Origin of the sequence: Virgibacillus sp. W0430 (assembly GCF_051846935.1) — a bacterium.
In the GTDB taxonomy this organism is placed as follows: Bacteria; Bacillota; Bacilli; order Bacillales; family Amphibacillaceae; genus JBPYCR01.
In genome coordinates, this window is the sequence record NZ_JBPYCS010000002.1 from 204801 (window position 1) to 226408 (window position 21608).

General features: G+C 40.1%; 21 protein-coding genes. 3 read left to right on the top strand and 18 right to left on the bottom strand.

What is annotated here, in order from left to right; all coding sequences use genetic code 11:
• Window positions 1-41: 41 nt before the first annotated feature.
• Together motB and motA are read right to left on the bottom strand one after the other, a co-directional pair.
• Window positions 42-800, bottom strand: a complete 759-nt coding sequence (gene motB / locus ACLIBH_RS02045) for a flagellar motor protein MotB (RefSeq protein WP_439314999.1) — start codon at window positions 798-800, stop codon at window positions 42-44.
• Window positions 778-1578, bottom strand: a complete 801-nt coding sequence (motA, locus tag ACLIBH_RS02050; protein WP_439315000.1) for a flagellar motor stator protein MotA — start codon at window positions 1576-1578, stop codon at window positions 778-780. Before motA ends, motB begins: the two co-directional genes overlap by 23 nt.
• Window positions 1579-1873: 295 nt before the next feature.
• Between motA and ACLIBH_RS02055 the strand changes: the two genes are divergently transcribed.
• Complete coding sequence (locus tag ACLIBH_RS02055; RefSeq protein WP_439315001.1) at window positions 1874-2890, top strand: LLM class flavin-dependent oxidoreductase; 1017 nt, start codon at window positions 1874-1876, stop codon at window positions 2888-2890.
• 46 nt (window positions 2891-2936) lie between these two features.
• Here the strand turns inward: ACLIBH_RS02055 and ACLIBH_RS02060 are convergent, their stop codons facing one another.
• The gene (locus tag ACLIBH_RS02060) at window positions 2937-3884 is read right to left on the bottom strand and encodes a carbohydrate kinase family protein (RefSeq protein WP_439315002.1); all 948 of its coding nucleotides are present in this window, start codon (window positions 3882-3884) and stop codon (window positions 2937-2939) included.
• Window positions 3885-4487: 603 nt separating this feature from the next.
• Here ACLIBH_RS02060 and ACLIBH_RS02065 point away from each other — a divergent pair.
• Window positions 4488-5717, top strand: a complete 1230-nt coding sequence (locus ACLIBH_RS02065; RefSeq protein WP_439315003.1) for an MFS transporter — start codon at window positions 4488-4490, stop codon at window positions 5715-5717.
• 209 nt (window positions 5718-5926) lie between these two features.
• Complete coding sequence (locus ACLIBH_RS02070) at window positions 5927-6988, top strand: NAD(P)/FAD-dependent oxidoreductase (protein WP_439315004.1); 1062 nt, start codon at window positions 5927-5929, stop codon at window positions 6986-6988.
• Window positions 6989-7038: 50 nt separating this feature from the next.
• Here the strand turns inward: ACLIBH_RS02070 and ACLIBH_RS02075 are convergent, their stop codons facing one another.
• From ACLIBH_RS02075 to ACLIBH_RS02145, 15 genes are all read right to left on the bottom strand, one after another.
• Window positions 7039-8040: a metallophosphoesterase gene (locus ACLIBH_RS02075; RefSeq protein WP_439315005.1), complete on the bottom strand. Its 1002-nt coding sequence runs from the start codon at window positions 8038-8040 to the stop codon at window positions 7039-7041.
• A 34-nt stretch (window positions 8041-8074) separates the two neighbouring features.
• Complete coding sequence (locus ACLIBH_RS02080; RefSeq protein ID WP_439315006.1) at window positions 8075-9868, bottom strand: ABC transporter ATP-binding protein; 1794 nt, start codon at window positions 9866-9868, stop codon at window positions 8075-8077.
• Entirely contained in the window at window positions 9865-11046 is a 1182-nt protein-coding gene (locus ACLIBH_RS02085; RefSeq protein WP_439315007.1) for a nucleotidyltransferase domain-containing protein, read from the bottom strand. Before ACLIBH_RS02085 ends, ACLIBH_RS02080 begins: the two co-directional genes overlap by 4 nt.
• Window positions 11030-11497: a lasso peptide biosynthesis B2 protein gene (locus tag ACLIBH_RS02090; protein WP_439315008.1), complete on the bottom strand. Its 468-nt coding sequence runs from the start codon at window positions 11495-11497 to the stop codon at window positions 11030-11032. The genes ACLIBH_RS02085 and ACLIBH_RS02090 overlap by 17 nt, the downstream gene beginning before the upstream one ends.
• A 1-nt stretch (window position 11498) precedes the next feature.
• Window positions 11499-11732, bottom strand: coding sequence for a lasso peptide biosynthesis PqqD family chaperone (locus ACLIBH_RS02095; RefSeq protein ID WP_439315036.1), 234 nt, complete (start codon window positions 11730-11732; stop codon window positions 11499-11501).
• Window positions 11733-11760: 28 nt separating this feature from the next.
• The gene (locus ACLIBH_RS02100) at window positions 11761-12711 is read right to left on the bottom strand and encodes an aldolase (protein ID WP_439315009.1); all 951 of its coding nucleotides are present in this window, start codon (window positions 12709-12711) and stop codon (window positions 11761-11763) included.
• A gap of 97 nt (window positions 12712-12808) precedes the next feature.
• Window positions 12809-12946 (bottom strand): hypothetical protein, encoded by a 138-nt coding sequence (locus ACLIBH_RS02105; protein ID WP_439315010.1) that lies wholly within the window; start codon window positions 12944-12946, stop codon window positions 12809-12811.
• A 26-nt stretch (window positions 12947-12972) separates the two neighbouring features.
• A complete protein-coding gene (locus ACLIBH_RS02110) occupies window positions 12973-13905 on the bottom strand; it encodes an aldolase (protein ID WP_439315011.1) in 933 nt (310 codons plus the stop codon).
• Window positions 13906-14558: 653 nt separating this feature from the next.
• On the bottom strand, window positions 14559-15269 hold the full coding sequence (locus ACLIBH_RS02115; protein WP_439315012.1) for a metallophosphoesterase family protein: 711 nt from the start codon (window positions 15267-15269) through the stop codon (window positions 14559-14561).
• A gap of 19 nt (window positions 15270-15288) precedes the next feature.
• A complete protein-coding gene (locus tag ACLIBH_RS02120) occupies window positions 15289-16446 on the bottom strand; it encodes an SAF domain-containing protein (protein ID WP_439315013.1) in 1158 nt (385 codons plus the stop codon).
• 57 nt (window positions 16447-16503) lie between these two features.
• Window positions 16504-17559 (bottom strand): NAD-dependent epimerase/dehydratase family protein, encoded by a 1056-nt coding sequence (locus tag ACLIBH_RS02125; RefSeq protein ID WP_439315014.1) that lies wholly within the window; start codon window positions 17557-17559, stop codon window positions 16504-16506.
• A gap of 12 nt (window positions 17560-17571) precedes the next feature.
• Window positions 17572-18804, bottom strand: a complete 1233-nt coding sequence (gene lhgO, locus ACLIBH_RS02130; RefSeq protein ID WP_439315015.1) for an L-2-hydroxyglutarate oxidase — start codon at window positions 18802-18804, stop codon at window positions 17572-17574.
• On the bottom strand, window positions 18791-19375 hold the full coding sequence (rfbC, locus tag ACLIBH_RS02135; RefSeq protein WP_439315016.1) for a dTDP-4-dehydrorhamnose 3,5-epimerase: 585 nt from the start codon (window positions 19373-19375) through the stop codon (window positions 18791-18793). The genes lhgO and rfbC overlap by 14 nt, the downstream gene beginning before the upstream one ends.
• An 89-nt stretch (window positions 19376-19464) precedes the next feature.
• Window positions 19465-20367: a glucose-1-phosphate thymidylyltransferase RfbA gene (gene rfbA / locus ACLIBH_RS02140; protein WP_439315017.1), complete on the bottom strand. Its 903-nt coding sequence runs from the start codon at window positions 20365-20367 to the stop codon at window positions 19465-19467.
• A gap of 604 nt (window positions 20368-20971) precedes the next feature.
• On the bottom strand, window positions 20972-21608 hold a 637-nt coding region (locus ACLIBH_RS02145), incomplete at its 5' end, for a hypothetical protein (RefSeq protein ID WP_439315018.1).

A 21608-nucleotide genomic window follows, 5' to 3' on the forward strand; every position in this document is an offset into this window, starting at 1 on the left:
CGGACAGTAATTCGTTCCTCCATCCAAAACGTTTATACTGCTTAATTAGCCAATTCTTTGTTCGGCTCAACCAACACTTCAACACGACGGTTTCTTGCTCGGTTTTCTTCACTTGTATTCGGGACAATTGGACGGTATTCTCCATATCCCTTTGCACTAAATGAACTGGGATCAAGCTTTGTGTCCTTTAATAATAGGTTCATAAATTGAATTGCCCGCATTGCACTTAATTCCCAATTAGAGGCAAACTCTTCATTGTACATCGGTCGATCATCTGCGTGTCCACTAACGACGATCTCTAATGGTGGATCGGTGTGGAGCATTGCGGCTACCTCTTTCGCTATTTCTACTCCTTCTGGTTTGACCGTTGCACTAGCAGTATCGAATGTTACATCTGTTTTAATTGTTATTAATAAACCGTCCCCTGTTAATTTTGTATGTAATACGTCGGTTAAATGATTAGCAGCAATATAAGAATCAACTTGAGTTTGGATCGCTTCGAGTTGATCTGGATTATCTTCCATATATTTTTCTTTATGCTCTTCTTGTTCTTTTTCATCTTTATTCGGCTCAATTGGCCCTTCTTTTGGAACTGGACGCTCTCCATCCTCAATGATGCCCTGTCCACCAGAAAACTCATTTTGGAAAATATGGGATAATTCTTTAAATCGTTTTGTATCTAATTCGCTTAAAGCGAATAAAATTATAAATAAAGCCAATAAAAGCGTTAACATATCGGCATAAGGAAGAAGCCAGGATTCATCGATTTTTGTTTCCTTATTCTGTTTCTTCCGTCTCATTAAATGCCTCCTGTTCCATCTTCTTTATTTCTCGAGAAGATAAATACGAACTCAGCTTATCTTTAATAACTAACGGTGAATCGCCCGTAGTTAAGGATAAAATACCTTCCACCATTACTTCTTTTATTTGCACTTCATTTTTTGATTTTTCTCTTAGCTTATTGGCAAACGGATGCCATAATACATACCCCGTAAATATCCCTAAGAGCGTTGCTATAAAGGCAGCAGATATTGCACTTCCTAATAATTCCATATTTTGCATATTTCCAAGAGCAGCTATTAAGCCGACAACAGCTCCGAGTACGCCTAAGGTTGGTGCATATGTACCTGCTTGGGAAAATACAGCCGCACCTTCTGCATGCCTTTTTTCCATCGCGTCAATCTTCTCAAGCATGACTTCTCGTATAAAGTCTGGCGTTTGGCCATCAATCGCCAGCTGGAGACCAGAGTGTAAAAAAGGATCATCTACCTCCTCCACTTCTCCTTCCAACGCTAGTAAGCCTTCTCTACGTGTAAGCTCTGCCCACGCTGTAAACTGATTAATCATTTGTTTCATGTTCCCGTGTTTTTCTTCAGTGAAAATAATTCGCAGTAGCTGGGGAACATTTTTAATTGTCCGCATAGGAAAGGCTATTAAAACCGATGCTGCTGTTCCAATAAAAATAATTAATAAAGCAGCTGGGTTAATTAATGCTAGTAAGCTTACACCTTTTAACCAAATTCCGATTCCAATCGCAATCATTCCTAGTAAAATACCAATGACTGATGTTTTGTCCATCTTGCTACCCCCTGTACTTACAAAAGCAAATCGTCATGCTCGCTGCCCATTTTTATCTCCACTATAGTTATCGGCATACGTTAAAAAAAATCAAGGCAGCCAATATAAAATCGCTCAATGAATAAGCTAAATAATGGACGATCGATTGTAAAAGGCGTATCCTTCTTAATAAACCGTACACCAAAGCACGGAGTAGACAGCTTATACCAATGCAAACAACCCTACGTTGTCTAAAGATGAACATTATGGCAAATATAAACGGACGTAAACATTTACATACGAGGAGTGAGTTATCGTGAAACGTATAAGTGCACGGAGTTTTAACAATATCCCTTTATCTGTCTTAGACCTTGCCCCTGTCATAGAAGGAAGCACACCGAAGGAAACATTTCCGAATAGTGTCGATTTAGCAAGAAACGTAGAAAATTGGGGCTTCAACCGTTACTGGCTTGCCGAACATCATAATATGCCAGGAATTGCAAGTTCCGCTACATCGATTCTAATTGGACATATTGCTGGTGCAACGAGTGAGCTACGTGTGGGCGCTGGAGGAATTATGTTACCGAATCACGCTACTTTAGTCATTGCTGAGCAGTTTGGTACGCTTGAATCGCTATATCCAGGACGCATTGATTTAGGTCTTGGACGAGCACCTGGAACCGATCAAGCGACTGCATATGCACTAAGAAGAACACTTAATCAAAACCCAGAAGATTTTCCAATGCAAGTTAATGAACTAGAAAACTACTTTTCTGCGAAACCAACTGGCTATGTTCGTGCGATTCCTGGAGAAGGTCTATCCATTCCGATTTGGCTTCTAGGGTCAAGTGGGTTTAGTGCGCAGCTTGCAGCACATAAAGGATTACCTTTCTCATTCGCTAGCCACTTCGCTCCTGATTACATGATGCAGGCGATTAAGCTTTATCGTGACAATTTTCAGCCGTCACCCTTGCTGAACGAGCCGTATGTAATGCTCGGTGTCAATATCATTGCTGGAGAAACGACAGCTGACGCTAAGCGACTTGCGACTTCTCAGCAACAGCAATTTTTAAGTTTACGTAGAGGGCAGCCAACAAAGCTAAAGCCTCCGATCGATTCAAATGAAGCGGACTGGACAGAAGCAGAAAGGGCGACAATTGAACAAACACTACATTCACAGACAACGATTGTTGGCGATCAAAAAGTAGTAAGCGAAAAACTTACTACGTTAATAGAAGCGACACAGGCAGATGAACTTATAATTAATTCACAAATTTATCATCATGCAGATCGTCTTCGTTCCTATGAGATCGTAGCTTCACTAATGAATTAACCAATCTCCCTGCTCGCCTCATGAAATGCTAGCAGGGAGGTCTATTTTAATTATTGAATCCTTCTATATCCGAGATAGTTGGTAATGCTGCCATAGTCCCTTTTTTAGACGCGGTGAGCGCCCCCGCAACAACTGCAAGTCTTGCCATTTTAATCGCATCCTCAATCGATACATTGTTTACACTTTTATGCCCTTTGATGATAGAGTAAATAATACCGGCCATAAAACCATCTCCCGCTCCTGTTGTGTCCACTGCTTTTACACGAGCTGAGGGAACATGTGCATAACCTTCTTTTGTACAAACGTAACATCCTTCTGCTCCAAGCGTAATAAAGAGCAAAGGCAGTTCATATTTTTCTAGTCTTTCCAATCCTTTTTCAATTGAATATACTCCCGTTATAAATTGCAACTCTTCCTTTGAAAGTTTGACAACATCTACCTTGGACAACATAGATGTAATCGTCTCTCGGGCGGAGTTCGCATTTTTCCATAAATCGAGACGCAAATTTGGATCATAAGAAAGAAGCATTTTATTTTCTTTTGCATGCTTAACAGCATATTCAGTCGCTTTTTTAGCGGCAGGAGTAATCATGGAGATCGATCCAACATGCAATATTCGATGACTAACTAAGATCTTTTTATGTATTTCCTTCGCCTGCAAAAATTGATCTGCACTCGGCTTTACAAAAAACTCAAAACTTCGTTCACCATCTCCCGCATTTGTTACAATGGCAATTCCTGTGCGGGCTTTGGAAGTAAACTGCATATGCTCCACTACTACCCCATAATGCTTTAGTGTGTGTTGTAAAAAACGCCCTAAGCTATCGTCGCCAACTTTTCCAATAAACGTAGACCTTTCTCCTAATTTGGCAACTCCAACAGCCACATTTGCCGGAGCACCACCGGCACTTTTGCGATACAATGTATTTTCAGTATTGGTTGGAATCATATCAACCAGCGCCTCACCTAAACAAATTACTCCTTGCTTGTCCACTGCATTCCCTCCTTACGGGCTGGGCTCATTATTATTTAATTATTCTAACTTTAACATGAAAATACAATTAAGAGCTATATTCCTCTAAAATGCTAGCAAGATTTTGTATTTGACTATTTACATACGGAAAATACGATTGTTGAGTCGAAAGCGAAGCATATGTCAACGGTGGTAACCGCAGCATAGTTAAAGCAATTTTTTCATCAGCGACGTAATAATGGATCGTCAGTTTGCTTTAGATAATAAAATTTTTTTAAAGAGCTCTTTCTATCGTTCGTATATGACCACTAGCCGTTGACATAAGCGTAGACTCTAGTGGGAAAAGCAACAGCCGAAAATCCATTTAGGAAGTTTGAAAAACTACCTAAATTAGTTGAGGCGTTGCCCACAGAAAGCGAAGCATATGTCAACGGCGGAAACCGCAGCATAGAAATATCGATACAAAAAGAGAGTCATTCAAGATTTTAAATACCACCTTACAAATACGTGTTTTTATTAAATCAATGTGTAAACTGATTTATTACTTAAAGTGTGATATGTTTTTCTAGTATACCTTTGTATAAACGGAGTTTTATCGGTCGTTAGAAAAAGGAAGGATAAATAATGAACAAAACTATTGCAGGAGCTGAAACAAAGCGTTCCGAAAATCAAACGGTTTACTCGATACTTGTCATTATCGGCCTGTGCCACTTACTCAATGATTCCTTACAAGCTGTCATTCCAGCGATGTTTCCTATATTGGAAATATCATTAGGTTTAACGTTTACGCAGCTAGGACTTATTGCTTTCACATTAAACATGGTCGCCTCTGTTATGCAGCCCGTCGTAGGTATGTATACAGATAAACGTCCAATGCCATATGCGCTTCCAATCGGCTTGACGTCCAGTATGTTCGGGATGCTCGGCTTAGCACTTGCCCCTAACTTTTGGACGATCTTAATTAGTGTTATATTTATTGGGATTGGTTCCGCTACTTTCCATCCAGAAGGCTCTCGCGTAGCCTTTTTAGCAGCAGGAACACGTAGAGGACTAGCACAATCCATTTATCAAGTTGGTGGCAATAGCGGACAAGCACTTGCCCCCCTTATTACAGCTTTAATTCTTGTCCCACTTGGTCAATTTGGAGCAATTTGGTTTACGCTAATTGCGTTTCTTGCCGTTCTATTTCTTATTTATATTGCCAAATGGTACGCACAACAAACAGCTATTGTCTCAAAGAATAAAAAACAACAGCAGCGGGATTATAAAAATAAAAATACGGTTTCCCGCGCTATAAAAAGCGCTGTAATCGTGCTTATCTTTATCGTATTTGCTCGCTCATGGTATCATAGCGCTATTTCTAATTTTTACGCTTTTTACGCAATTGACGGATACAACCTATCGATTGCACAGTCCCAACTATATATTTTCACCTTTTTACTTACAGGAGCGGCTGGCACCTTTTTAGGAGGACCGTTAGCAGATCGCTTTGGCAAACGAACAATTATTATTATTTCACTGCTCGCTCCTGCACCTTTAGCAATTGTGCTTCCGTTTGCTGGACCAGTAATGGCCATTGTTTTACTCGGGCTCATCGGTTTCCTATTGTTATCCAGCTTTTCTGTTGCTGTTGTTTACGCCCAAGAGCTCATTCCCGGAAAAATCGGGACAATGTCTGGATTGATTATCGGGCTTGCATTTGGCATGGGCGCAGTCGGTTCTGTTGCTCTCGGATCGTTTATTGATTGGATTGGCTTAACACCAACAATGATTGCTATATCCTTTCTACCTTTACTCGGGGTACTATCGTTTCTATTACCATCAGATGAAACGATTCAGTCATGGTATGCTTAATTGTTCGCTTAAAAGATGGACAATTACTAGTTTTCTTTTGCCTTTTTTGTTAATCTTTAATTGAGTATTAAAATATAAATTTTTACAGTCTCTGAGGAAAGAGGAGCAATTAACGTAACACCTTTCTACCTTCTTTTCCCTCTGTCAATTTATCGTTTTTGTACGAATGAACGTCTTTAATATTTACTATGAGAAGCGGGGTCATTTCCATGAAGAAATTAGTCATATTGGGCGGAGGCTATGGCGGCCTTAAATTGCTTTTAGCTTTAACAAATCAGCATTTACCAGAGGATTTGCAAATAACCGTCATTGATAAAAACCCGTACCATTCGATGAAAACAGAGTTTTATACAATTGTGGCCGGCACAGCTGCCGATAAAGATGTACGTGCACCTTTTCCTATTCATGATCATGTCCAATATATATTTGCTGAGGTTAATCAAATTGACATAAATAAGCAGCAAATCTCCTTTAAAGATAAAAGTGGAAATGTAGATTATGACTACTTAGTAATCGGACTTGGTTGTGAAGATAATTATCACGGCATTGATGGTGCGGAGGAATTTACAGAAAGTGTTCAAACCTTCTCAAAAGCACGACATGCAGGCCTTGCAATCGGGAATTTAAAAGCATATGGGAAAGTATCTATTGTTGGTGCAGGATTAAGTGGAATCGAGGTTGCTTCTGAAATTAGAGAAAGCAGACCAGATTTAAATATTCGACTACTCGATCGTGGCAGCTCTGTTTTAAGAGCTTTTGACCCTAAGGTCCAGGCGTATGTTGCCGACTGGTTTATTAGGAACGATGTGGAAGTATTGCACCATGCAAATGTTGAATACGTTGAAAAAGATGGCGTTTGTAATAATGGCATTTGTTATGTGAACGATGTGACTATATGGACAGCTGGTGTACAGCCGCACTATCTCGTACGTGCATTGCCATTTGAAAAGGACAATCAAGACAAAATAATTGTAAATGATTTTTATCAAGTACCGGAAAAAGAAAACGTGTATGTAATTGGTGACTGTGCTTCTTCTGAATTCTCACCGAGTGGACAATTAGCCGGTCAACAAGGTGAACAAGTTGCGGAAGTTTTATACGATATATTTCATGGCAAAGAACCGAAAAAGCCAAAAGAAATCCGATTACGTGGTACGCTCGGCTCATTAGGAAAGTCAGACGGTTTTGGGAGTATGTTCCAAAAATCACTCACTGGTCTATTACCAAGACTAGCGAAGACAGGGGTTCTATGGTTGCATAAACGCCATTAATAATACATGCCTTATAAGCACAAACGAGTATAGTTGCTTATGAGGCATGTTTACTTTTGAAGGGTTTCCTTTGCACGCTTTAAAGTGAGTAAGTTAATTTCCGGTGGATTAAATAGGCGAAAGTTTAATACAGAAATAGATTCACTGCTTCCTAGCCCTGTGCTTACATATTGTTTCGCACCATTTACTTCCCATAAACCATTAACTCGGTCGCGTGGGGGAAAAAAACCTTTTGATTCGTACCACGGATCTGGGACAAACAGCGCTCCAATAAACGGAAGTCGAATTTGACCGCCATGATAATGTCCTGCAATTATTAAGTCGTAATCTACCCACTCTGTTTTTCCATCGTTTGCGATATAATCTACGCGTTGATCAGGAATAGGATAATGTGTAAGCGCAATTAAAGTGTCCGTGGATGCCCGACTTTCTACTACGTCTTTAATACTTTGCCATTGCTCTGTTTGATACGCTTTATAGTGTGCATCATGTACATAGGAAGGATAATTCACTCCATTAATCGTTCCAATATCTTTCGCTTCTTTTATAATTGATAATTCAAATGCAACAAAATGAACGATAGCCCCAGCAACAGATATGGATTCAACCGCTTCGACAAATTTGACGCCTCTTTCTTCAATTCCTCTTATAAATTCGCTTTTTTTAATAGGCGAATACGTCTCATGACTTGGTGGATCCGCATTACCAAGCACGAAAAACATGTCCACACCTTGTAATTCATTTAAAAGCGAGAAGAATGGCTGCGCATTTGACTCATCTTCATAATTTACCATATCGCCCGTGAAGACAATCGCATCGTAGTTCAGCGATTTAATTGCTTTCAGGAGCTTTTTCTGGTGTAAGCCGAATTCCTTTTCATGCAAATCCGTAATTTGTAAAATCGAAAACCGATCTAATTGTACGGGCAGGTCATCGATTTCAATATCTTGCTGCACAATTTTGATTCGCTGATTGTCCCAAATCGTATAAAATACAATAAACAAACAGAATAACAATATACTAATTCGTATCTTTTTTCGTACAGTCCTCACACGATCCGCTCCCGTACAGCCTAATTTTCAACATTTATTTCATTGCTTCTACTTGGTTTCGCAGCAGATGATGAAACATACTCTTTCTCTCCTCGGCAAGCTTACGAAATCCGCCTGATTGAATTACTCTACCTTCATCTAGCACAATTACTTGATCCGCATTTCGAATCGTTGATAAACGATGGGCAATTACGATAACCGTCATTTTCCCCTTAAGACGATCTAAGGCAGCTTGGATTTTCGCTTCATTTTCTGTATCCAGTGAACTTGTCGCTTCATCCAATACGAGAATGGACGGGTTTCGTAAGATCGCTCGTGCGAGGACGAGGCGTTGTCTCTCGCCACCTGAGAGCTTCAATCCTTGATCACCAATTAGCGTATCAAGACCATGTGGGAGCTTTTTTACAAATTCTGCAGCTGAAGAAAACGCAAGCGCTTCCCACATTTGTTCTTCCGTTGCAGATGATTTTACTAAGCTTAGGTTTTCCCTGATGGTAGCATGAAATAAAAAAGGCTCCTGTGAAACGTAACTAATGGAACGCCTCCAAGCGATTAAATCGTCTTTTTTTAATGGTTTACCATCAATTAAAAAAAAACCTTTCTCTGGCTCGTTTAGTCCCATAACCACGTCAATTAACGTGCTCTTTCCTGCACCGGATCGACCAACAATCGCCGTCATCTCATTTGCTCGAAGTACAATATTAATGTCTTTTAGAGCATAAAGATCGCGTTGCTTGTCATAACGAAAAAATACGTGTTGACACGTTATTGTACTGTTAAGTGGATACTGCTCTCGGTTACTACTTGATGCATCTATTTCTTTTGCTCGCATACTCTCCGTTTGTAAGCTTTTCACAGCTTCAAATGCTGGTATATTCGTTGCTATCTTTTCAATTGATGCTTGTATATCGGCTATAATTGGCCAAAGTCTAGAAAAAATTACAATAATGAGCAGTAACTGCGCACCTTCTGTTTGAAACAGCAGTACAGCAGCATATATAAAAGTCGCAATGAGTATCGCGGACGCTATTTTATAATATAGCTGGGACGTCATTCTTAATTTTGTATAATTTACTTGTTCGTTTTGCATTTTTTCAGTAATAGACAGAAACCATTTCATTCGAGATGCTTCCAACGTATTGCTCTTTACGTCCTTTATGCCATTGATTTGCTCACTTACCCCTGCAACATAATCTTTTCCAAGTGTATAATTTCTTTTACCTAACGCTAGTGATTTCTTGAAAAACCGCCGATTAAACAAGAGTAACAGCGTTCCACAAAGTAATACGAGTGCGGTAATTTTTGCAGATAGAAAGAAAGCAAGTGCGATTTGGATCGTTGTAAAAATGAAGGTCGCGAAAAATTTTAGCAAGGAAGTGATCCCTGTTGCCGTGCGGTTTATTTCCGTACGAAGTAAGTTTATAATATCGGAATTTCTCCTTTTAATAAAAAAGTCCCAGTTTGAATAAAGGACAGATCGATACGTCTCCGTTCGCAAATATCTAAGGAACCCTTGATGGATAACTGTATTTCGTATTGCCATTTGACGATACAGCAAATGCTGTACTGTAATTAGGAGGACAAACCCACTCAAAAGCAACGGCAAGGCAGTCGAAATTGGCAGTTCTTTAAGAAACGATAATTTATGCAGGAAAGGTATGCTGCTCAAGTTCACATCAACGATTCCAGTTATACTTAACATCGGAACGAGTAGTACGATAACCGCCCCTTCCAAAAAACCCATCAGCATCATGCCAAATAGATTGAAATACATCCTTTTCCCAGCATATCCGTGCATTTTTTTAAGAAAATAGATAATCGCTGTCATGCGGAATTCGCTCCTTCAGCTTCTCCACCTTTTTTCCATTTACGCCATAACACTAGAAACGGACGTAGACCAAAATATAAAAAATGAAACGATTTTGGTAAGGCCAATGTCTCTTTATCTTCTGCATATGGGTATAGAAAGCTCATAATAAATAGTGTTCGCTGTTTAAATGACATATTCCCAAATAAATACGAAGCATGATAGGCGGAGACTTGTTCAGGAAGTGGTTCATTATGTAAGTTAATCATCGTTTCTAAATAAAAAATAGCCGACTGAGCCAATTGCTTAGAGCGACGATGAATCGTAAATGCATGCGCGCTTTTACTTGTCTGTGGGAAAAAGGCGTGTACTAAATAAAGTGCTTGCCCACCAACTTTTTTTGCACCATACTTGTTAAGTAGCCTTGAAATGGTTTTCCAGTCGGGATTTTGCTCAATTAACTGCTTTATATCATAAATCCACCGGAGGCGCGACCATCCATGACGTGCACCATGCTCTACTAGAAATAAAAATAAATATTCCTTGTTAAGCGTATATACGGGTGATCCTGTAAGCTTGACCGCACACTTGGTTTTCCATAATTCCGCAAAAGACGGCTCGCTCGCCGGTCCGGGATTCAACCTCCAATGCACTTCTATTTTCAGCTTTTTTCTCTCATGAAAATAAGTAACATGGTGATGGCGCCACTTCCAATCCCCGAGTACCGTATCGATATAATCATTCTTTTTATACCCATTTGCGCTTAGTACTCTGTCAGCCACGTCGATCTGCTTCATCGGAATGAGGACATCTATATCACTCGATGTACGGTTAGAAATTTCTCCATATAACTGCTGTGCCATTACCGGTCCTTTCATAAAGAGAACACGAATATGCTGTTCGGCAAATAAACGATTCACCCGGACAAGCTCGGCACACGTAAATAGCATTTGAAAGGTATTGTTTTCATAAAGCTGCTTCATGGAACGCTTAATCTCATTCGGAATGTGATTCTTCTCTTTTATCCGAGGGTAAAGCAGCGGAAAAACACGATGATGTTTAGCTTGGTGTAAAAACAAGCTCCAATCAACCGTTTCCAAAAGCTTCTCATCGTATGCACGTTCGCCTAGCAATGCTAAAATATACTTTACCTCTTTTGGTACACGCTCCATATTTAGCCGATTAAACATTTTTTTCAACTCCAGGCTGGTCTTTTGCAAACATTGCAACTGTCGTAAACTTTCTTCTTCCTTCTCGTCCAGTTAAATAATACGGTCCACTTCGTAGCCAAGCATGTGCGATAAACGCACCTGTTTCATCCTTCCCTGTTCCAAGATAAAGGGTGCTCGCTATCTTTCTCCGCCGAAGCATCATCTGTGCTGCGATCGCACGGACTAAGCATGCACTTTCCCAAAAAGTGTATCGGCACATCATATGAATCGATTCGGATACGCTCGCAAGCTGTTCTCTCTCTTCCTTACGTACAGAAAAGCTCGTTTCCTCTGATTTTTTGCCTAATAATGGTGCAATCCGGGACATCGGCAACAGCTTGATAACTCTTGCTAATCCTAGGTAAAAATAGGCTTCTAGCAAGATTGCTTTTTTTCTCCAATTCAAACGGAAAAAAAGCTTTATTTTATGAGCAACCATGTTAAACCGTGCTTTCCTTCAAAAGAATAAGGTTTTCTGCATGTAAATGACTCAAAAATGCGAACACTTCTTGTTTACACGTCTCTTCATCTACATCGTATAAGGAAACGAGACGATCAATCAGCGCCTGAATTGTAATGGATGATTCAATTTGCTCCCAGATTACTCCGCCGATTTGACCGAGATTGTAATATTTGCTGTTGGCGATACTAAGCATGACCTTTTCGCCATCCATATCACTAACAACATTTCCATCCACTTGACTAACCAATTGATGCAGCTGTATTTTGTTTACCACTTTCTTCTTCTCCTCCTTCTGTCATGTGCCGAAGCACAGTACTTGCTAATTCAGTAGCTGTAAATCGATCCATCGGTCGTTTTAACTGAAACATCGGCACATTTTCCCCAAGCCTTGTCATTAATTCAAAATGCCATTGAATCAAATCGTATTGAAATAGAATCGACTTACGAAAGGTATGCTTATAAAGCAAGCGCACTCGATCAAACGAGTTGACCGGCTTCCAAGTAATTGCTTGTTCCTTTGTTTTGATTAGCTCGATAATGCCATGGAGTGGCAACGGGCATTTGACAAATTGCTCATTTATCGGGATGGCATATTTTGAGCCACCATTGACAAGCGGATTGTATTGGACCGCATCCATTCCTGCATAATGCAAGCTATCGTGCCATAGCTTTTGCTGCGGAAAGGCCGGTGTTACATACGGGATGTGCTGTTTATTAAATGTAATAGCAATAAGATCATCGGAAATTAACGGGTAGCCTTTACGCAAAAATGCGGAGCCGATCGTTGATTTCCCTGCCCCTGAACTCCCGACGATACCATATGCTTTGCCATCAATCTCAATCGCACTGCCGTGCAAAGGAAGAATCTGTCGTTGGATTAGAACTGCAGCCATACAAGAGCTGAGCAAATATATTCGAAGACGATTTTCTTCCACCCCATCCATAGGCGAAACGTAAATTTGCGTCCCATCTTTAATCGCATAAATTGCAAGATTCGGCACTTCAAAATAGCATACATTATTGTGTACAACAAACCGTTTCGTGTCTTGTTTTATCTGTTCCCATACGGGCCTTAAATCTGTCTTTTGAATTAACAAATCAATGGATTCCTGATGTTTTGCACATTCAAGCTCTGGCATGCAAAACTCACTCGAAATTGTTAACCCAAAAGCACTGTATATGTAAGTCACAATTGGCTCCTCCTTATTTTACTAAGCCGTGTTAATTGGCTTGTATTAACACGGCTTATGTAATGATGCACACGTCCTCTGTAAACAAAAACCTTACTTAGCTGCCCATTACGTCATCTGTGGAATCTAAAGAATCTCCACTGCTGTCGCTATCATCGCCCATAATGGACATATTCCATCTTGTTTGCTTCATCTCTAATGCTTCCAACGTTGGCTTTTCCCATCTTTTTTTCATTCATTCACCTCCTTTACTTGTTTCTACTATTCCTGCCTGACTTGCTCCAAAATACGATTAACCAATTCATATACAGTAAATCGCTCCATCGGCCGGTATATTTGATAGACGTTTATGTGACTAGCTATTCTTGTTGTATACTCAAAGTGCCATTTCGAGCGCTGTAAATGCTTCATCAAAAACGAACGATATGTATGTTGGAGGAACAATTGCAACACATGCAAACGTGTATAGACAGGACTCAATTGAACGCTGTTCGTTTCTGCTTTGCTTAACTCAAACACGCCAGCCAAAGGAACGCTTTTCTCCATAAACATAGACCGAACGGGTACAGTAAATTTATCTGGTCGGTTAAAAATAGGACGACCTTCCCCTTGTTCAATTCCAAATGCTTTTATGCTGTTCAACCAAAGCTTTTGCTGTGGATAGGACGGTTGCACGATTGGGATATGCTCTTTTGACATTGTAATTGGTAAGATATCGTCACTAAGCAATGGATATCCTTTTTCAATAAATGCGGCAGCTAGTGTTGATTTTCCTGCTCCAGAGTCCCCAACAACCGCATAAGCCTTCCCATCTATTACAACAGCACTTCCATGAAGCGGAAGGATTTTTCGTTGGAGGAGGAGGATTCCCATGCACGTGCCTAGTATAAAAAAGCGCACATTTTCTTCCTTCACTTTTCCGATGGGCGATACAAATATTTCCGTACCGCCCTTGATTAAATAAATAGCAACACGAGGCACATGGAACATTACAAAATCTTCATGAAAAACAAATGGATTATTACCGTTTTTTAATTCCGTCCATAAGGAATTTAAATCGGCTTGAACGATAACTACATCCGTTAATGCATCTTTCGTCGTTCCGTTTGAAAGTTGGGGGAAATAGTAATCACTCGTTATTGTTAGACCAAAAGCCTTGTATACTGTCTTCTTTCTTCCTTCAAGCGTTAGCATAGCCTCCCCCCCTCGTATAGTATGTTTAGGCTTTCTTTTCCGCCTATTAATTCTTACTAATTTACAAAAATCACAAAGACCTCATTGTCAATAACTCTGTTACCTTCCACTACTGGCGGACGCTTTCCGCGGGCATGGCTTGATCCTCCTCGCTCACAAAGGCAGCTCGCTGTGGGGTCTCAAGACGCATGCTTCTCCTGCAGGAGTCGCCACCATCCGTTACTCAGTTTGTGCATGAATAGTCTGTTAAGTAATATGTCAATTACTTGGACGCTGCATAATATTCCTAGGTAATGGTTTTAGGATCATTTGGGACAATTCTTTCCCCCTTGCAGGCTTAACCGCATTAGAAAGACTGTATCCCAGTGTGCGTTTCAACCTTCATACACGCAGGCTGCGATCGGCGTTCACACTAGAGATATCTCAGAGCGTCCAAGTCCAAGAAACATATTCCAATGATTCTAAATCGAAAGGAGTGTTTAATCCCATTTCGGATAGATAAATAAATACTACTTTTATTAGAATGATTTCGTTCTTTATAAAGAACTTTTCTAGCAAAAAAATTACGTGTCACTTCTTGTACTTAATAAAGAACAACTATTAATAATATGACTGATAATTCACTAAATGTCAATACTTTCTTTAAATTCAGTCTAATTATTTCCTAGCAGCTGGATAAGCAGCTTTTTATTAGGATAATTGGAATTTCTAATTTGTTTTATTACACATTGAACATCATAAGCCACCTTATTAATTGCGACAGTTATACTTCCATCTTTTATTTCAACGAGTGCATACGATGCCTTATCCGTACCATCTAAGGGCAATCCAACACTTCCTGGGTTCACTACACACTTTCCATCTATATAACGAACATACGCTTTGTGAATATGCCCGTAGACATACATATGAGCGTTTGATTTCATTAACGCTTCACGTAGCACTTCATCCGTTGCATCCGGTAAGACGATATCAAACAAACTACTTGGTGTTGCGTGAAAAGCATTTATTTTAAAGCCTTTCAACTCCAAGTTTACATTTTGCGGTAAACCATATAAGTAATCGATATCTTCTGCATCTAATTTAGAAGTAGCCCATTTGAGTTCTTCTGTCATTTGAGTCAAGTCTTGTTCTGGAACTTCATTTGCTTTCATTCCTCGAACAACCCATTCATCGGCATTCCCTTTTATAACATGTGTGTTAAGCGACTGAATTAACTTAATCGATCGCCGCGGTTCAACACCTCGGAAACATATATCTCCCAATACAACTATTTGATCTGCACGATTTTTTTCGATATTGTTCAATACAGCTTCTAAGGCGGCTGCATTTCCATGTATATCTGAAATGAAAGCGATTTTCATTTACATGCGCCTCCTATCCCTATTTGCTCAACATTATATCCTGTGGAACTACCTCAAGCCATGCACGAACAGCGAGACTATCCGGAAGTTCCACATCTGCAAACGTAATTACATGACCTGCTGCAATCGGTTGCTTTAAAACTGCATTTACGAGTAGTCCAATTGGTACATGATTGGCATTCATCGAGATATTTACAGCTTCTCCTCTTACTTGAAAGCTGCCAATTCCTTTATCAATTTTCTCCCCAGGGTGCAAGTCTCGCTTCGCAATTGCTGCAACACTTATAGTAGGATTTTCTCCATTATTTAATAATACGCCCTCCCCCTTAATAACACGTTTAATCGTTTTTACGACCTCCAGATGACATAGGTGGTAGTTTTGCAAAATTGTATAATAAGGACCTTCTCCCATTTTGTAATAGCGGAGTGTATCCTTTTGGCGTGGGTCATGCTCTGCTGTAATAAATACACCAGGAGGAGCTTTAGGTGCTACTACAAACTCGCAAATTGCCTTCTTAACCTTTTTTGCCTCGGCCGCAAGCTCCGCCCCAATCTCATGTAAATTATCAGCCGCTGGGGCAAGCAAACCATCCACAGCAATTCCTGCTCCAATTCCATTCGCAACGAGCGCTTGCTCAATCTGTACTTTTGTTCCATCCGTAAAAGAGGTCGTCATATCAAGGCGAACTCCATTTCTGTTTGACCAATATTTCATCTCATCGGGGGTTGGATCTAGTTTTAAAAACCCTTTTATATTTCCGTAAACTAACGGCTTAAACCCCATGTTCACTACATTTTCATGTAATGCAGCCAAACAACCAGGTTGATCTCCTTCTGCCTCGGTTATAAATCCTCTCCGAGCAAAATAAGATCCAGTCGTAACTTGTAGCTCAGCATTCATCGTTATAACAGGCAACGATGCTCGCATTGCTTTATCAATTACTTCTGTTCCATAAATAACGTCCCCGCTGCATTCTACAATTAAATCACAGCTTTCGATGAATTCCTTTACATCGTTCGTTAAAACGTCAGGAAACGGATAGTCTTGCATCGTCCTTAAGCTTCTTCGTGTAAGTACCTTCGTCAACTCCATATCTGCTTGCTTTTCAATTTCATATGCTAATCCCTTTCCAATCAATCCTGTCCCAGCGATACCAACTCTCGTAATTTGGCGCATTAAGAACCCTCCAAAGATCGTAAGCTTTATAATACGTATTGTAAAAAAAGCCAACCTTTATTTTGTTGAAGCGAATGTGTTTGCCCTTTCTATTTCCAAAATACCTCCGTATTTATCTACTTGCTTGACAATCCGTTCCCATTTTACCAATTGCTTATACCAATTTAACGTAATCGTTTGCTCTGTTTTTTCAAGGGTGCCATTTTCAAGCGCCTTGTATATTTGCAACGCACCATCTGCTGCCGTATGTTTTGCTTTCCAGCCAAGCTTTTCTTCAATTTTTCCGAAATCGACCCGATAAGAACGATGATCCGGGTCACCATACCAGTCAATTACTACATCCATTGGCAATGCCGCTGCTATTTCTTTTGCGAGCGTACCGAGCTGATAGTTATTTCGATTGGAGCCTACATTGAAAATTTCACCGTTTATAAGTTCTGGATCTGTTTCCAACAGTAAACACATGACGTCTGTCGTATCCTCGATATGTACCATCGGCCGCCACTGTGTACCATCTCGCATTAGAGGAATGACACCTGTTTTCCATGCACCGAATGTCATCCCATTTACAGCAAGATCAAAGCGCATGCGTGGAGAAGGCCCATAAACAGTCGCCTGACGGAGAACCGTAACTGTGAAAAAGTTGTCGGCAAGCGGCAAAATTTCCTGCTCTGCCTTTTCATTTGCTTTCGCGTACACGGTCAACGGATTGGTCGCGGCGGTTTCATCTACAACGACGTCCCTATCCTGAAAGCCGTATATACTGCAGGAAGAAGGTAAAATGTATTGCCTTACCCCCATCTGTTTTGCAAGCTTTGCAGCCTTAACCCTTGCCAAGTAGTTAATTTCATACGTTACTTCCTTAAACATTTCGCCCGCTGGGTCATTGGATATGGCTACTAAATCAATGACAACATCAACGGTTGTAAAGTATTCCGCTTTTAAGTAGCGACAATCCTCCTGTACAATTGTAAGCTTTGGATGGGGCTTCAGTTTATCCAAACCAAAATAAAAGCGATCAATCGCTGTAACCCGATTGCCGCTGTTCAATAACTTTGGTACCAACACACTGCCAATATAACCGCCGGCACCTGTCACGAGTATATGTTGCATAATAATGCCTCCTTAAGAGATGCTTTCGTGTATATTCGTTAAAGTTTTCTTTTGCTTTTCCATTATTTGATCGACGACATACTTTGAAAAAGGAAAAGCACACGTAAATCCAGGCGAAACCGCATTTAATACATGAAAGGAACGATGATCTCCTTCCACGACAAAATCTTGTGCAAGCTCCATTGTGTCTTTATTTAGCAATTGCGCTCGTATTCCAGGACGCATAAAATTACCAAACCCTTTTTTATCCACCTCATCGACCATTTTTAATGCTAGATTCACAAAATAAGACTTTTTGTACTTTTTCATTTCCTCCTTAGCTAATGACCGAAAATTAAAGGAATTCTTCCTAAACAATCGACTTTCATAAAATAAAATCGTTAAAAATTCCTGTAAGCAAAAGTTTTTCATTCCTTTATAATTTTCCCGCCAAAACGCCGGAGTAGCAGTTGGTCCAATTTTAATCGAGCCATCGACCGTCTTCGTGAAATGGACACCGAGAAAAGGATTATTTAAATTAGGAACTGGGTAAATATTCGTTGTAACATCGGATTTGTTTTTATCATACTTCAAGTAAATACCTTTGAAAGGAATGATCGTGTACTTTTCGCCAAAATGATAATCTTTGGCAATGTGATCCGCATACAGCCCTGCTGCATTAATTACATAGCTTGCCCGAAGCTTTCCATGATTCGTTAATACACCTGTTTCCGTCCTATGTTTATACTTTGTATTACACAGAATTTGCACACCTTGATTGATAATTTCATTTTTTAACGTGTTACAAACCGCGACCGGATCAACAGATGCAGTGGTCGGAGAATATAAAGCCCATCGATACGTATTTGCATTCGGATCAATTTTTTTCACATCTCGCTCGCTCAACAAATCGATTTCTACATGATTCGTTTCCGCACGTTTTTTTAATTCAAATAAACCTTGCAACTCTTCCTCATTCGTCGCTACCACAAGCTTGCCGCACCGATTCAAAGGCAAATTATTTTCCACGCAGTATGCCGTCATCTGTTTGTTTCCTTCTTTCGTAAACCTTGCCTTTAAACTGTTCGACGTATAATAAAATCCTGCATGCAATACACCACTGTTCCGTCCACTAGAGTGATAGGCGACGTGGGCTTCTTTTTCCAGTAAACAAATAGATGCATGTGCAAACCGATTGATTAACTCTCTCGCTATACTTAATCCAATAATGCCTCCACCAACAATAAGATAGTCAAATGTTTTCATATTGAACATCTAGCCTGTTTTCATACGTGTAATTAATCGTTGCTTCCTTTAAAAAAGGCTGGTTCCGGTCTTTTTCCGACAAAATCGGCTTGGATACCGGCCACTGGATTGCGAGCGTTGGGTCATTCCAGCGTATACCCCGATCATTTTCTGCACAATAATAAGCATCTACTTTGTATTGAACATGTGTATGATCGGTTAGCGTACAAAAGCCGTGAGCAAACCCTTGTGGTACGAGCAGCATCCGATGATTATCTCCGCTCAGCTCCACCCCAACCCACTCGCTAAATGTCGGCGATCCTTTCCGAATATCAACAGCGACATCGTAAATGGCTCCGGTTATTACGCGAACGAGCTTCGTTTGTGCCATCGGATTCAACTGATAATGAAGCCCACGAATGACGCCTTTCTCCGTGGAAAGCGAATGATTATCCTGGACAAAGCCATAATCAAGTCCGTGCGCTGTAAATGTTTTCTCATTAAAGCTTTCCATAAAAAAACCCCGGTTATCCGTAAATACTTTCGGCTCCAGGATTTTCACACCAGGTAGTTTTGTATTTAATACTTTCATAAACGATTCACCCATTTCATATAAAAGATTATGCTATTCCTTCCGACCATCGCCTAAATTGTTCCACCCGAATTTACCAGAACGGGTAGTTACTGTGCGAGCAATTGGTTCCGTTTCTTTTCTTTGCTCATTTCAATAATTTGTAATAAATATTGCCCGTATTCGCTCTTTTTTAATGGTTCTGCAAGCTTTCTTAATTGCCCCTCCGAAATATAGCCCTTATGAAAAGCAATCTCCTCTAAGCAAGCGACCTTTAATCGTTGCCGTTTTTCAATGATTTCAATGAATTGAGAGGCTTCAAGCAATGTTTCATGCGTCCCTGTATCCAGCCAAGCAAATCCGCGTCCTAATAGTTCAACGTGTAGCTTACCTCTTCTTGAATATTCATTTAAAATATCGGTAATTTCCAGTTCGCCACGTGCAGAAGGGGTAACCCGTTTTGCAATGTCAATTACCTCATTATCGAAGAAGTATAAGCCAGTAATAGCATGATTGGATTTCGGATGATCCGGCTTTTCCTCAATTGAAAGCACCTTCCCTCTCGAATCAAACTCGACTACACCGAACCGCTCGGGATCCTTCACATTATAGCCAAAAATAGTAGCACCTCTTAACTGATTCCGAACACGCTCGAGATGAAATGTAAATTCATGCCCATAAAAAATATTGTCTCCGAGTATCATGGATACCTCATCCGAACCGATAAAGTCCTCACCGATTATAAATGCTTCCGCCAAACCGTTCGGCTTATGCTGGATCTTATACGTGAGTTCAATACCGAGCTCCGAACCATCCCCAAGTAGTTGCTTAAACCGCGGCGCATCCTCAGGCGTTGCAATGACTAGTATTTCACGAATACCGGCAAGCATTAATACGGAAATCGGATAATAAATCATCGGTTTATCATATACCGGCAACAATTGCTTTGATATCGAACGAGTTAACGGATACAGTCTCGTTCCGTTGCCCCCTGCTAAAATTATCCCTTTCATTCATAGACCTCCTCGTATAGTATATTTAGGCATTAATCATAGCCTATTTATTCTGATTCATTTTTGAGTTATACCGACTTTATAACTCCGTTATCTTATGCTGCAGCCGGACACTTTACGCGGGCACTGCTTGAGCCTCCTCGCTCGCAAAGAGCTCTCAAAGTGAGGTCTCAAGACTCGTGATGCTTTCGCTGGAGTCGCCGCATGCAATGAAAGATAACTCCGTTTGTGCTCTGATTGTAAATAAGCGACCTGTATCATATATCAATCACTTGGACGCTCCGTGATGTTCCTAGGTATTGGGCTTAGGCTCATTTGGACCATTCTTATTCTCCTTGTCGTCATAACCCCATTAAATAGACTGTTTCCGAGTGTACGTTTTGACCTTCAAACACGCAGGCTGTACACCTTGATATTCGAACCTTGGATGTTAGTAGCTCTAGGGCGGCTTTCGATAGAAGGATCGTACGCATAAACGAGACTGCTGATCAGCGTTCACATTTGTTCCAAGATACCTTCCTATTTAATTAGCTTTCTCTTGACATATCACCACAGTTCTTTTTTATAAAAAAGAGCCGTAATTCTCCTATGGAACTGTCCTACTCTAAGCGCTTGTATGTTGCTTCTTTTCCCTTTTATAAACCTCATTCTTGATAAATTCATACATCGGTGGGTGCATCCAGAAAATGATGCACATACATTTCTGCTTCCAACCAATTTCGTTATGTTTTAGCAAGTATCGTAAGCTCTGGTTGAATGTCTTTTTTAATGCCTTTAATTCACTATCTACATCCGTCAAAGTTGACTTAGTTAAAGAATAATACCAAAGGAACTTTTCCATGTACCTTTTTAAAGCCTTTTGATGCAACGCATGCTCTTTTTTTTCTCTAAAGAAAACTTCTCTCTGTTTTAACGCATACACTGCACCCAGTTTATTCAAGTTAAAAGGTGCGTTAACTTGACTATTCTTTCTTTGGACATAAAAATATAAACCCATCCGTAAATAAGTTGTTTTTTTACTGTAATAAAGAAGCTTGTGTATAACCGTTTCATCATCATTAATAATTCCAACGGTATATTCAATACCCTTAAATAAACACCTTCTATACAACTTGTTCCATGGGACTACAAATGTAACAACGTTTTCCAAATAAAGTTGATGAAGTGCTTCTATGTTACTGAAGTGTTCTGTCTTTCCTCCCTTAATCACCTCTTTAGTACTTTTATACTGATCTTCTTCC